Annotated in this window: 12 protein-coding genes; 9 read left to right on the forward strand and 3 right to left on the reverse strand. The window is 72.3% G+C overall.

What is annotated here, in order from left to right; translation table 11 throughout:
- Nucleotides 1-184: 184 nt before the first annotated feature.
- Nucleotides 185-1,840, reverse strand: a complete 1,656-nt coding sequence (locus ACFVZW_RS32890; protein WP_384529189.1) for an FAD-binding dehydrogenase — start codon at nt 1,838-1,840, stop codon at nt 185-187.
- Nucleotides 1,841-1,933: 93 nt separating this feature from the next.
- Here ACFVZW_RS32890 and ACFVZW_RS32895 point away from each other — a divergent pair, with 93 nt between their 5' ends.
- From ACFVZW_RS32895 to ACFVZW_RS32915, 5 genes are read left to right on the forward strand one after another with little or no spacing between them, the layout of a single operon-like run.
- On the forward strand, nt 1,934-2,569 hold the full coding sequence (locus ACFVZW_RS32895) for a TetR/AcrR family transcriptional regulator (protein WP_384529192.1): 636 nt from the start codon (nt 1,934-1,936) through the stop codon (nt 2,567-2,569).
- A complete protein-coding gene (locus ACFVZW_RS32900) occupies nt 2,566-3,366 on the forward strand; it encodes a glucose 1-dehydrogenase (RefSeq protein ID WP_384529195.1) in 801 nt (266 codons plus the stop codon). Before ACFVZW_RS32895 ends, ACFVZW_RS32900 begins: the two co-directional genes overlap by 4 nt.
- Nucleotides 3,367-3,401: 35 nt before the next feature.
- A complete protein-coding gene (locus ACFVZW_RS32905) occupies nt 3,402-3,917 on the forward strand; it encodes an NUDIX domain-containing protein (protein WP_384529198.1) in 516 nt (171 codons plus the stop codon).
- 9 nt (nt 3,918-3,926) lie between these two features.
- The gene (locus ACFVZW_RS32910) at nt 3,927-4,322 is read left to right on the forward strand and encodes a YidH family protein (RefSeq protein ID WP_383561129.1); all 396 of its coding nucleotides are present in this window, start codon (nt 3,927-3,929) and stop codon (nt 4,320-4,322) included.
- Complete coding sequence (locus tag ACFVZW_RS32915) at nt 4,319-4,639, forward strand: DUF202 domain-containing protein (protein ID WP_384529201.1); 321 nt, start codon at nt 4,319-4,321, stop codon at nt 4,637-4,639. The genes ACFVZW_RS32910 and ACFVZW_RS32915 overlap by 4 nt, the downstream gene beginning before the upstream one ends.
- Before the next feature lie 286 nt (nt 4,640-4,925).
- Here ACFVZW_RS32915 and ACFVZW_RS32920 read toward each other — a convergent pair whose 3' ends face one another.
- Nucleotides 4,926-5,864, reverse strand: a complete 939-nt coding sequence (locus tag ACFVZW_RS32920; protein WP_384529204.1) for an NADP-dependent oxidoreductase — start codon at nt 5,862-5,864, stop codon at nt 4,926-4,928.
- Between the two features lie 165 nt (nt 5,865-6,029).
- Here ACFVZW_RS32920 and ACFVZW_RS32925 point away from each other — a divergent pair, with 165 nt between their 5' ends.
- Nucleotides 6,030-6,326: a hypothetical protein gene (locus ACFVZW_RS32925; protein ID WP_384529207.1), complete on the forward strand. Its 297-nt coding sequence runs from the start codon at nt 6,030-6,032 to the stop codon at nt 6,324-6,326.
- 87 nt (nt 6,327-6,413) lie between these two features.
- The gene (locus ACFVZW_RS32930) at nt 6,414-7,325 is read left to right on the forward strand and encodes an MBL fold metallo-hydrolase (protein ID WP_384529209.1); all 912 of its coding nucleotides are present in this window, start codon (nt 6,414-6,416) and stop codon (nt 7,323-7,325) included.
- 112 nt (nt 7,326-7,437) lie between these two features.
- Here the strand turns inward: ACFVZW_RS32930 and ACFVZW_RS32935 are convergent, their stop codons facing one another.
- Nucleotides 7,438-8,691 carry a glucarate dehydratase family protein gene (locus tag ACFVZW_RS32935; RefSeq protein WP_384529212.1) on the reverse strand — a complete coding sequence of 418 codons (1,254 nt, stop codon included), beginning with the start codon at nt 8,689-8,691 and terminating at the stop codon, nt 7,438-7,440.
- Between the two features lie 134 nt (nt 8,692-8,825).
- Here ACFVZW_RS32935 and ACFVZW_RS32940 point away from each other — a divergent pair, with 134 nt between their 5' ends.
- Together ACFVZW_RS32940 and ACFVZW_RS32945 are read left to right on the forward strand one after the other, a co-directional pair.
- A complete protein-coding gene (locus tag ACFVZW_RS32940; RefSeq protein ID WP_384529215.1) occupies nt 8,826-9,848 on the forward strand; it encodes a phosphotransferase family protein in 1,023 nt (340 codons plus the stop codon).
- 6 nt (nt 9,849-9,854) lie between these two features.
- The gene (locus tag ACFVZW_RS32945) at nt 9,855-11,069 is read left to right on the forward strand and encodes an acyl-CoA dehydrogenase family protein (RefSeq protein ID WP_384529218.1); all 1,215 of its coding nucleotides are present in this window, start codon (nt 9,855-9,857) and stop codon (nt 11,067-11,069) included.
- Nucleotides 11,070-11,095 lie beyond the last annotated feature (26 nt).

The raw sequence follows: 11,095 nt of genomic DNA on the forward strand, positions 1-11,095 counted from the left end.
CGCGCCCCCCCGCCCCGTCGCCGAGGGTCGTGCGCTAGAGGGCCGGCGGGCGGTGGGGGTCGGGGGTAGCGGTTTGGGGGGGCCCCGCGCGCGCCCCGCCACCCGAGCCGCCGGGCCTCGGCCCTGACCCGCCGGGCCCTGACCCCGAGCCGCGCCTGACCCCGAGCCGCGCCTGACGCGCCGTCTAGCCGACCGCCTTCGCCGCCGCCCGGCCCGCCGCGCGGCCCGAGAAGATGCAGCCTCCGAGGAAGGTCCCCTCCAGGGACCGGTATCCGTGGACGCCTCCGCCGCCGAACCCGGCCGCCTCGCCCGCCGCGTACACCCCTTCCAGAACCTCGCCGTCCTCCTTGAGGACCCGCGACGACAGATCCGTCTCCAGGCCACCGAGCGACTTCCGGGTGAGGATGTTCAGGCGTACGGCGATCAGCGGGCCGGCCTTGGGGTCCAGGATCCGGTGCGGGGACGCCGTACGGATCAGCTTGTCGCCCAGGTACTTGCGGGCGCCCCGGATAGCCGTGATCTGAAGGTCCTTGGTGAAGGGATTGGCGATCTCCCGGTCCCGGGCGGTGATCTCGCGGCGCAGCTCCGCCTCGTCGATCAGCGGCTCGTCGGTCAGGGCGTTCATGCCCCGGACGAGGGCGGCCAGGTCCTTCTCCACGACGAAGTCGACGCCGTGGTCCATGAAGGCCTTCACCGGCCCCGGCACGTCCGCGCGGGCCCGGCCGATGACGTCCCGGACCGACTTGCCGGTGAGATCGGGGTTCTGCTCGGAGCCGGAGAGGGCGAACTCCTTGCCGATGATGCGCCGGTCGAGCACGAACCAGGTGTGGTCGTACCCGGTCTTCATGATGTGCTCGAGCGTGCCGAGGGTGTCGAAGCCGGGGAAGAGGGGGACGGGCAGCCGGCGGCCGCGGGCGTCCAGCCAGAGCGAGGACGGCCCCGGCAGGATGCGGATGCCGTGCTTGGCCCAGATCGGGTTCCAGTTCTCGATGCCCTCGGTGTAGTGCCACATCCGGTCGCGGTTGATGTGGTGGGCCCCGGCGGCCTCGGTGATGCCGAGCATCAGCCCGTCCACATGCGCCGGCACGCCGGAGAGCAGCTTCGCGGGCGGGGTGCCGAGCCGGTCCGGCCACTGCGTGCGGACGAGATCGTGGTTGCCGCCGATGCCGCCCGAGGTGACGATCACCGCCTGGGCCCGGAGTTCGAAGGTGCCGGTGGCCTCCCGGCTGCTGGCGGTGCCGCGCTCGGCGGTGGAGGGCTCCAGGATCTCGCCGCTGACGGTGTCCACGGCGCCCGCCGTACGGCCGAGGCCGGTGACTCGGTGGCGGAAGCGGAAGGTGACGAGGCCCCGGGCGACGCCCTCGCGCACCCGCTGCTCGAAGGGGGTGACGAGGCCGGGGCCGGTGCCCCAGGTGATGTGGAAGCGGGGCACCGAGTTGCCGTGCCCGTTCGCGTCGTACCCGCCGCGCTCGGCCCAGCCGACGACCGGGAAGAAGCGCACGCCGCGGGAGTGCAGCCAGCTGCGCTTCTCGCCCGCGGCGAAGTCGACGTACGCCTCCGCCCAGCGCCGCGGCCAGTGGTCCTCCTTGCGGTCGAACCCGGCGGTGCCGAGCCAGTCCTGGAGGGCGAGCTCATGGCTGTCCTTGATCCGCATCCGGCGCTGCTCGGGCGAGTCCACGAGGAAGAGACCGCCGAAGGACCAGTGGGCCTGGCCGCCGAGGGACTGCTCCGGCTCCTGGTCGAGCAGGATCACGCTCCAGCCCGCCTCCACGAGTTCGGCGGTGGCGACGAGCCCGGCGAGGCCGGCTCCGATCACGATCACATCAGCGTCGTACGACATGGACCGAATCTTGGATACACGGATGTATCGAGTCAACAGTTCGGACCGCGCATGCCTCTCCCGCTTCCTAATGCCAAGCATTAATATGAGTGCATGGCGAGGACATCGGGACCCGAGACCAGGGACAAGCTGATCCGCGCGGCGGAGGAGATCTTCGCCGCCCAGGGCGTCGACGGCGCCCAGCTCCGCGACATCGTCGCCTTGGCGGGACAGAGCAATCCCTCGGCCGTGCAGTACCACTTCGGCTCCCGCGGCGGCCTCCTCGACGCGGTGATGGCCGGCCGCCAGCGCCGTACGGAGAAGGTCCTCGCCCCTCTCCTCGCCGCGGCGGCCGACGAACCGCACGCGCTGATCCGCGCCCTCGTCACCGCCGAGGCGAGCGAGCTGCGCACCGAGAGCGGACTGCGCTGCCTGCGGATCTCCGCGCAGCTCAGCCATGAGAGCGGTGTCCGCACCCGCACCCCCCATCCCACGCTCGACGGCACCGTGTACTGGCGGCTGATCGAGCGGGTCGAGGCCTGTCTGACCGCGCTGCCCGAGCCGCTGCGCCTGGAGCGCCTCGACCTGGCGCTCACCGTCGTCGGCGCGGCCATGGCCGACCGGGCCAGGCAGCACCTCGACGGCACCCGACCGCTCACGAACGAGGCGCTCTTCCTCGCCGATCTCGTCGAGACCACCACCGCCCTGCTCCGGGCTCCGCTGCCCGCGATCCGAGAGGACCTTCCATGAACGAGCCCACCGCCGTCCCCGCGCCCACCCGCCTCCACGACCTCACCGGCCGGACCGTCCTCGTCACCGGCGGTGCCCGCGGGCTGGGCGCCGAGGCCGCACGGCAGGCCGTCGCCGCGGGAGCGAACGTCGTGATCACCGATGTGCTGGACGAGGAGGGCAGGGCGACCGCGGCCGAGCTGGGCCAGCGGGCGCGGTTCCTCCACCACGACGTCACCTCCGAGGAGGAGTGGGCCGCGGCGGTGGCGTACGCGGTCGCCGAGTTCGGAGGTCTGCACGGTCTGGTCAACAACGCGGGGATCGCCAGCGGCGCGTTCCTGGAGAGCGAGTCCGTCGAGAACTTCCGCAAGGTGCTCGACATCAATCTGACAGGCGTCTTCATCGGGATGAAGGCAGCGATACCGGCGATGAAGGAGGCAGGCGGCGGCTCGATCGTCAACATCTCCTCGGCGGCCGGTCTGATGGGTCTCGCCCTGACCGCGGGTTACGGCGCCTCCAAGTGGGGCGTACGCGGGCTGACGAAGATCGGCGCGGTGGAGCTGGGCACGGCGGGGATCCGCGTCAACTCGGTCCACCCCGGCATGACGTACACCCCGATGACGGCGGTCGTCGGCATCGAGCGCGGCGAGGGCAAGTACCCGAACACCCCCATGGGGCGGGTCGGTGAGGCGCCCGAGATCGCGGGCGCCGTCGTCTTCCTGCTGTCGGACGCGGCGTCGTACATGACGGGCGCGGAGCTGGCCGTGGACGGGGGCTGGACGACCGGTCCGACGGTCAAGTACGTGATGGGCCAGTGAGGACGCGTCGCACCGGCCGGTGATTTCATGGCGGGGTGACGAACCCCGCCGAAGAGATCCTGGACGTCGTCGACGAGGACGACGAGGTGGTCGGACAGGCCCCGCGCGCCGAGGTGTACGCGCGGGGCCTGATCCATCGCTGCGCCTTCATCCAGGTACGGGACGCCCAGGACCGGATCTTCGTACACCGCCGCACGCCGTCGAAGCTGGTCTATCCGTCCCTGTACGACATGTTCGTCGGCGGGGTCGTCGGCGCGGGCGAGTCGTACGACGAGGCCGCGCTGCGCGAGGCCGAGGAGGAACTGGGCGTGACCGGCCTGCCTCGGCCGGAACCGCTGTTCCGCTTCCTGTACGACTCCGGGGGCGTCGTGGGGAAGTGGTGGTCCGCCGTCTACGAGGTGCGCTGCACGTTGCCGGTGCGCCCCCAGGTGGAGGAGGTCGCCTGGCATGCCTTCCTGCCGGAGGCGGAGGTGGTCGAGCGGCTCGGGGAGTGGACCTGGGTCCCGGACGGCCTGGCGGCCTTTGAACGACTGCGCGCGCACCGCGGTTAAGGTTCCCGGGTGAGTGACTTCGTGCAGAGTCTGCGGCTGTGGTTCGCGCCGCAGCGGATCCGGGACGAGGGCGAGACTCCGGACTACCGGTTCTCGCTCGCCAACGAGCGCACCTTCCTCGCCTGGATCCGGACCGCGTTGGCGCTCGTCGGCGGCGGTTTCGCCGTCGACCAGTTCCTGCCCGATCTGCGCTGGGGGGTACGGGTCGGGCTCTCGCTGGCGCTGCTCGGCGCGGGCGTGCTGTGCGCGCTCCGGGCGGTGAACCACTGGGTCCGGTGCGAGCGCGCGATGCGGCGCGGCGAGGACCTGCCGGTGTCACGGTTCCCGACGGTGCTGAGTCTCGCGGTGGCCGTGGTGGCGCTGGCGATGGTGGTGGTCATCGTCTTCGGCTGGGCCGGGCGGTGACGCAGCCGACGACGCCGGGCCGGGACCCGGGGCTGCAGCCGGAGCGGACGCGGCTCGCGTGGCGGCGTACGACGCTGACCTGCACGGTCGTGGCCGTGCTCGCCGCGAAGGCGGCGATCAGTGACGAGATCACGGCAGCCGGGGTCGCGGGCGCGGCGCTGTCGGCACTGGTCTGGGTGGGGTTCCTGGCCGTCGCCCACCGCCGGATCCACGCCCTGGACGCGGCTCGGCCGGGTCCGCTCTCGCACCGGGGCGCGCTGCTCGCGACGGTCTGCACGATCGCGCTGGCGGCATTCGCGGTCGCGGTGGTGCTCTGACGGACGGCGGCTCTGGCGCGGGCGCGGGGGCTCTCCGGCGGGCGCGGTGGTGCTCTGACGGACGGCGGGGGCTCTGGCGCGGGCGCGGGGGCTCACCGGCGGGCGCGGGGGCTCACCGGCGGGCGCGGGGGCTCACCGGCGGGCGCGGGGGCTCACCGGCGGGCGCGGGGGCTCACCGGCGGGCGCGGGGCTCTCCGGCGGGCGCGGGGCTGCTCTGGCGGGCGCGGGGGCTCTCTGACGGGCGCCGGGGGCTCGATCCGGGGTTTCGCCGGGTTCTGGGGCCTTGCTAGTCGGGCCACTCCACCGTGACCACGACCTTGCCGCTCAGGCCGCCCTCGGCGTTGGCGCGCTGGGCGTCGGCCGCCTGTTCCAGCGGGAAGCTCCGGGCGACCCGTACGGAGAGCACCCCCTCCTCGACCAGCTCCGCGAGCGCGGCGAGGTCACGGGGGTCAGGACGGACCCAGAAGTAGCGGCCGCCGAGGCCGATGACCTCGCCGTCGGCGATCGAGGCGAGGCGGCCTTCGGGGGCCAGCACCCGGGGGGTGAGCTTGAGGAACGGGCCGCCGATCGTGTCGAAGACCGCGTCCACGCCGTCCGGCGCCAGCTCGCGGACCTGCGCCACGAAGGTGCTCTCGTCGAACAGGACCGGCTCCGCGCCCAGCTCCCTGATCCGCTCCTGGCCCGCCTCGCGCGCCGCGCCGATCACCCGGCAGCCGAGGTGGCGGGCGATCTGGACGGCCATGGAGCCGACCCCGCCCGCCGCCGCATGCACCAGGACGGTCTCGCCGGAGCGGACGGCGAGGGCCTGGTGGAGTACTTGGTAGGCGGTCAGTCCGGCCAGCGGCAGGGCGGCGGACTCCTCGAAGCTCATGGTGCGCGGCTTGCGGGCGAGGGTACGGACCGGGGCGGCGACGTACTCGGCGAAGGTGCCGCGGGCGAGGAAGTCCTCGCGGACGTAGCCCATGACCTCGTCCCCGACGGTGAACTCGGTGACCGAGACCCCGGGCTGGACGACGACGCCGGAGACGTCCCAGCCGGGGATGACGGGGAAGACGGCGTCGATCATCCCGTCGAGGTAGCCGGCCTGTGCCTTCCAGTCGACGGGGTTCACCGCGGCGGCCCGCACCTTGACGAGCACGTCGTCGGGCCCGACCTTCGGGTCGGGCCGCTCGCCGTACTCGAGCACCTCGGGTCCCCCGTAGCGGCTGTAGCTGATCGCCTTCATACCCCGAACGATCACGTCGCCCCCCGCGCCCCGCAAGCCGGATTGGCCCGGCAGAGCGGGTCGGGGGTGCGGCGACGCGTGGGCCGAAGCCCAGGTCGATACAGGGACGAGACGGGCATTTCGGACTAGCCTGGGGTGGTCATATCCCTTCACAGAGGCGATGCCATGACCGTTCTCCACCACGAGCACCCCACCCACGCGCACACGCACGGCCCGTCGTGCGGACACACCGCCGTCACGCACCGGGACCACGTCGACTACGCCCACGACGGGCACCTGCACCGCGAACACGCCGGGCACTGGGACGAGTGCGAGCCCACGTCGCACGTCGCGCACACCCACCCCGACCACACGCACGGGCCGGAGTGCGGGCACACGGCCGTCGCGCACGGGGACCACGTCGACTACGTCCACGACGGGCATCGGCACGCGGCGCACGGCAACCACTGGGACGACCACTGAACTTCCCCTGAACGGGCCCGACCGGCAGGCACACTTGTCTCCCTGCCCTTGCCAGTCGGGCCCGTCCTTCACGTCCGGGGGGATTCCTTGTCCGTCACCGATCCGTATGTCGTCCGCCTCGCGCCGCACGTGCATGCCTTCGTCCAGCCGGACGGCGGCTGGTGCCTGAACAACGCCGGGTTCGTGGGCGACGCCCACGAGACGCTGCTCGTGGACACGGCCGCGACCGAGCGGCGGGCGCGGCTGCTGCGCGAGGCGGTCCTCGCCGAGGGGCTGCCGCTCCCCCGCACCATCGTCTCCACGCACCACCACGGTGACCACACCTACGGCAACGGGGTGTTCCTGCCGGAGGCTCGGATCGTCGGGCACGACAACTGCCGGGTGGAACAGCTCGCGGCCGGGCGTCAGCTCCATCTGCTCTGGCCCCAGACCGACTTCGGCGAGGTCGCGGTGGAGCCGCCCTCGCTGACGTACAGCGAGCGGCTGACGCTGTACGTGGGTGATCTGGAGGTGCGTGTGCTGCACCCGGGGCCGGCGCACACGACCGGCGACTCGATCGTCCATCTCCCGGAGCAGGGCGTCGTCTTCACCGGGGACCTGGTCTTCCACGGTGGGACGCCGTTCCTGCCGATGGGTTCGCTGTCCGGTTCGCTGCGGGCGCTGGGCGTGCTGCGCGCGCTGGACGCGCCGACGGTGGTGCCCGGGCACGGTCGGGTCACCGACCCGTCGGCGTACGACGCGACGGAGCGCTATCTGCGCTGGGTCGCCGAGCTGGCGCGCGAGGGCCACGCGAAGGGGGCGACGCCGCTGGAGACCGCCCGCCGGGCGGACCTCGGGGAGTTCGCGGCCTGGCGGGAGAGCGAGCGGCTGGTGGCGAACCTGCACCGGGCGTACGCGGAGCTGGACGGGCTGCCCGAAGGATCCCCACTGGACGCGGCGGTGGTCTTCGGCGACATGGCGGCGATGAACGGGGGCGTGCCGGTGGCCTGCCACGCGTGACGCCGTGGGCCACGCGGCACACCGAGGGCCAACGGTAAGCGCAGGGCCACGCGGGCCACACGCGGACGCAGGGCCTCGTGGCGCCCGAGCCCTCCCCGACCCGGGGTACGCCTTACGCGCTCCAGGTCGGGTCCAACCGCCGCATCGCCGCCGCGTCGTCGCGGTTGCGCAGGGTGCCGTCGTCGTCCAGCCAGCGGCGGTGGAGGGCGGCCAGGGCCTCGCGGTCCAGGTCGACGCCGAGGCCCGGGGTGTCGGAGACCGTCAGGCGGCCGTCGTGGAAGGTGGCGCGGGTGGTGACCACGTCCTCGGTCTGCCAGGGGTAGTGGGTGTCGCAGGCGTGGTCGAGGTGGGGCAGGGTCGCGGCGACCTGGGTCATCGCGGCCAGACTGATGCCGAGGTGAGTGTTGGAGTGCATGGAGAGCCCGACGCCGTACGTGCGGCAGAGCGCGGCCAGTTCCCGGGTGCGGTGCAGGCCGCCCCAGTAGTGGTGGTCGCAGAGCACGATCCGTACCGCGTCGCGGGCGAAGGCCTCGGGGACCTCCTCGAAGGTCGTGACGCACATGTTCGTCGCGAGCGGCACGTCCGCGCGGGCGGCGACCTCGGCCATCGCGTCCGTACCGGTCGCCGGGTCCTCCAGGTACTCCAGGACGTCCTTCAGCTCCCGCGCCACCTCCAGCGCGGTCTCGACCGACCAGGCACCGTTCGGGTCGAGGCGGAGCGGCCGGCCGGGAAATTCCTCGGCCAGGGCGCGGATCGCGGCGACCTCCTGTTCGGGAGGCAAGACGCCGCCCTTGAGCTTGAAGGAGCGGAAGCCGTACGTCCGGTCGAAGCGGCGGGCCTGTTCGACGATGCCCGCCGGGTCGAGGGCCGCTCCCCAGTCGTCCGTTCCCTCGAACTTGTAGAAGAGGTACGCGCTGTACTCCACGGAGTCGCGAACCTTGCCGCCGAGGAGGGCGTGGACGGGCAGGCCGAGGGTCTTGCCCAGGGCGTCCAGGCAGGCGACCTCGAAGGCCGAGACGACGGAGAGCCGGAGCTTGTCCGCGGTCTGGACCCCGCGCAGACCGCCCGCGTCGACCCGGTCGTCGACGGCCCGTGAGTCACCGCACACCTGCGCGGCCAGCGAGAACAGGCCATTCACGTCCGTGACCGAACGGCCGGGAAGCGCCTCGGCCAGGGGTCGTGCGAGGTCCAGGTACTTCGTATCGCCGTACGTCTCGCCGAGGCCGACGACACCGCCACGCGTGACGACCTCGACCACGAGCCGGGGCGTGTAGGGCTGGTGCACACCCTGGGTGTTGAGCAGAGGCGGATCGGAGATCAGGATCGGGGTCAGCCGGACTTCCTCGACGAACAGCTCTGGATTCATATGTGAACCCTATTCACGGGTCCGACCGAAGACCAGACCGCCGACACCGCTTTCCCCTCCGAACCCTGGACGACATACCGACTGGTCGGTCATCATGAACGCCGACCCGCCCCGCGTCCCCGGAGGTACACACGATGAGCGCAGTCCAGCCGCCAGGTCTCGATCCCGAGCAGTTGCGCGGATTCCTCGACCGCGAGCGGCCCGGACTCGTCGGCGGCCCGCTGACCGCCCGGCTGATCGAGGGCGGCAGGTCCAACCTCACATACGTCGTCACCGACGGCACCGGGCAGTGGGTCGTCCGCAGGCCCCCGCTCGGCCACGTGCTTGCCACCGCGCACGACATGAAGCGCGAGCACCGCGTGATCAGCGCCCTGCACGGCACGGCCGTGCCCGTCCCCGAGCCCGTGCTGCTCTGCGAGGACGACAGCGTGCTCGGGGCGCCGTTCTACGTCATGGAGTACGTCGCCGGCACGCCGTACCGCTCGGCCGAGCAGCTCGCCCCGCTCGGCCCCGAGCGCACCCGCGAGGCCGTCCTCGGCCTGGTCGACACGCTCGTCGACCTGCATGCCGTCGACCCGGCGGAGGTCGGTCTGGGCGACTTCGGGCGGCCCGACGGCTTCCTCGACCGGCAGCTGCGCCGCTGGGGCAAGCAGCTCGACGCCTCGCGCAACCGCGAGCTGGCCGGCATCGACGAGCTGCACGCCGCGCTCGGCCGTGCGCTCCCGGCCTCGCCCGCCCCGACCGTCGTCCACGGCGACTACCGCCTGGACAACGTCCTGATCGGCGAGGACGACCGCATCAAGGCCGTCCTCGACTGGGAGATGTCCACGCTCGGCGACCCGCTGACCGACCTCGGCCTGCTCGCGATGTACAGCGCGCCGCTCGACGTCCCGCACTCCCCCGTCAGCACGACCGCCACGGCCGCCGGCCACCCCACGCCCGCCGAGCTGATCGAGCGCTACGCCGCCCGCTCGGGCCGCGACACCTCCGCCATCTCCTGGTACACGGCCTTCGCCTGGTTCAAGCTCGCCGTGATCCTGGAGGGCATCCACTACCGGTACACCCTCGGCCAGACCGTCGGCGCCGGCTTCGACCGCATCGGCGAACTCGTCCCCGTCTTCATCGAGCACGGCCTCACCACCCTTCAGGAAGGCTGATCCGCCATGGACTTCGCATTCGACGCACGGACCGAGGAGCTGCGGGCGAAGCTGCTCGCCTTCATGGACGAGCACGTCTACCCCGCCGAGCAGACCGCGCACGAGCAGCGGGCGCTGCTCGCCTCGCCGTGGGACACCCCGCAGATCGTCGAGGACCTGAAGGCCGAAGCCCGCCGCCAGGGCCTGTGGAACCTCTTCCTGCCCGACGCCGAGCACGGAGCGGGGCTGACCAATCTCCAGTACGCGCCGCTGGCGGAGATCACCGGCCGCAGCCCCGAGTTGGCCCCCACGGCCCTCAACTGTGCCGCCCCCGACACCGGGAACATGGAGGTGCTCGCCCAGTTCGGCGACGAGGCGCAGAAGAAGCAGTGGCTGGAGCCGCTGCTGGCCGGCGAGATCCGCTCGGCGTTCGCGATGACCGAGCCCGAGGTCGCCTCCTCCGACGCGACGAACATCGAGACCCGGATCACGCGGGAGGGCGACGAGTACGTCCTCAACGGCCGCAAGTGGTACATCTCCGGGGCGATGAACCCCGACTGCAAGATCTTCATCGTGATGGGCAAGACCGACCCGGAGGGCGCCGACGTGCGCCGCCAGCAGTCGATGGTCCTCGTCCCGCGCGACACCCCCGGTGTCGAGGTGCGGCGGGCGATGCAGGTGTACGGCTACGAGGACCACTCCCACGGCGGCCATGCCGAGGTGCTGTTCCACGACGCGCGCGTCCCGGTCTCGAACCTGATCGGCGCGGAGGGCGGCGGCTTCGCCATCGCCCAGGCCCGCCTCGGCCCGGGCCGGATCCACCACTGCATGCGGCTGATCGGCATGGCCGAGCGGGCGATCGAGTTGATGTGCCGCCGGGCCGTGTCCCGTACCGCCTTCGGCAAGGCGATCGCACAGCAGGGGGTCGTGCAGAACTGGATCGCCGACGCCCGGGTGACGGTCGAGCAGCTGCGCCTGCTCGTCCTCAAGACCGCCTGGCTGATGGACACCGTCGGCAACCGGGGCGCGCACACGGAGATCCAGGCCATCAAGATCGCGACCCCGCGCGCGGTCGTCGACATCATCGACAGGGCTGTGCAGGTGCACGGCGCGGGCGGGGTGTCGCAGGACTTCCCGCTGGCCCAACTCTGGGCCGCGGCGCGGACGCTGAAGCTGGCGGACGGCCCGGACGAGGTGCACCAGCGGTCGCTGGCCCGGCGGGAGCTGAAGAAGTACCTGTGAGCCGGAGACGGCGCCCGGGGCGGAAT

The sequence above is a fragment of the Streptomyces sp. NPDC059567 genome, from assembly GCF_042735655.1.
Lineage (GTDB): Bacteria > Actinomycetota > Actinomycetes > Streptomycetales > Streptomycetaceae > Streptomyces.

Coding starts and splice junctions, on each gene's coding strand:
- ACFVZW_RS32900 (WP_384529195.1), top strand. CDS start 2,566: ATGAACGAGCCCACCGCCGTCCCCGCGCCCACCCGCCTCCACGACCTC.
- ACFVZW_RS32940 (WP_384529215.1), top strand. CDS start 8,826: ATGAGCGCAGTCCAGCCGCCAGGTCTCGATCCCGAGCAGTTGCGCGGA.
- ACFVZW_RS32945 (WP_384529218.1), top strand. CDS start 9,855: ATGGACTTCGCATTCGACGCACGGACCGAGGAGCTGCGGGCGAAGCTG.
- ACFVZW_RS32895 (WP_384529192.1), top strand. CDS start 1,934: ATGGCGAGGACATCGGGACCCGAGACCAGGGACAAGCTGATCCGCGCG.
- ACFVZW_RS32890 (WP_384529189.1), bottom strand. CDS start 1,840: ATGTCGTACGACGCTGATGTGATCGTGATCGGAGCCGGCCTCGCCGGG.
- ACFVZW_RS32935 (WP_384529212.1), bottom strand. CDS start 8,691: ATGAATCCAGAGCTGTTCGTCGAGGAAGTCCGGCTGACCCCGATCCTG.
- ACFVZW_RS32920 (WP_384529204.1), bottom strand. CDS start 5,864: ATGAAGGCGATCAGCTACAGCCGCTACGGGGGACCCGAGGTGCTCGAG.
- ACFVZW_RS32925 (WP_384529207.1), top strand. CDS start 6,030: ATGACCGTTCTCCACCACGAGCACCCCACCCACGCGCACACGCACGGC.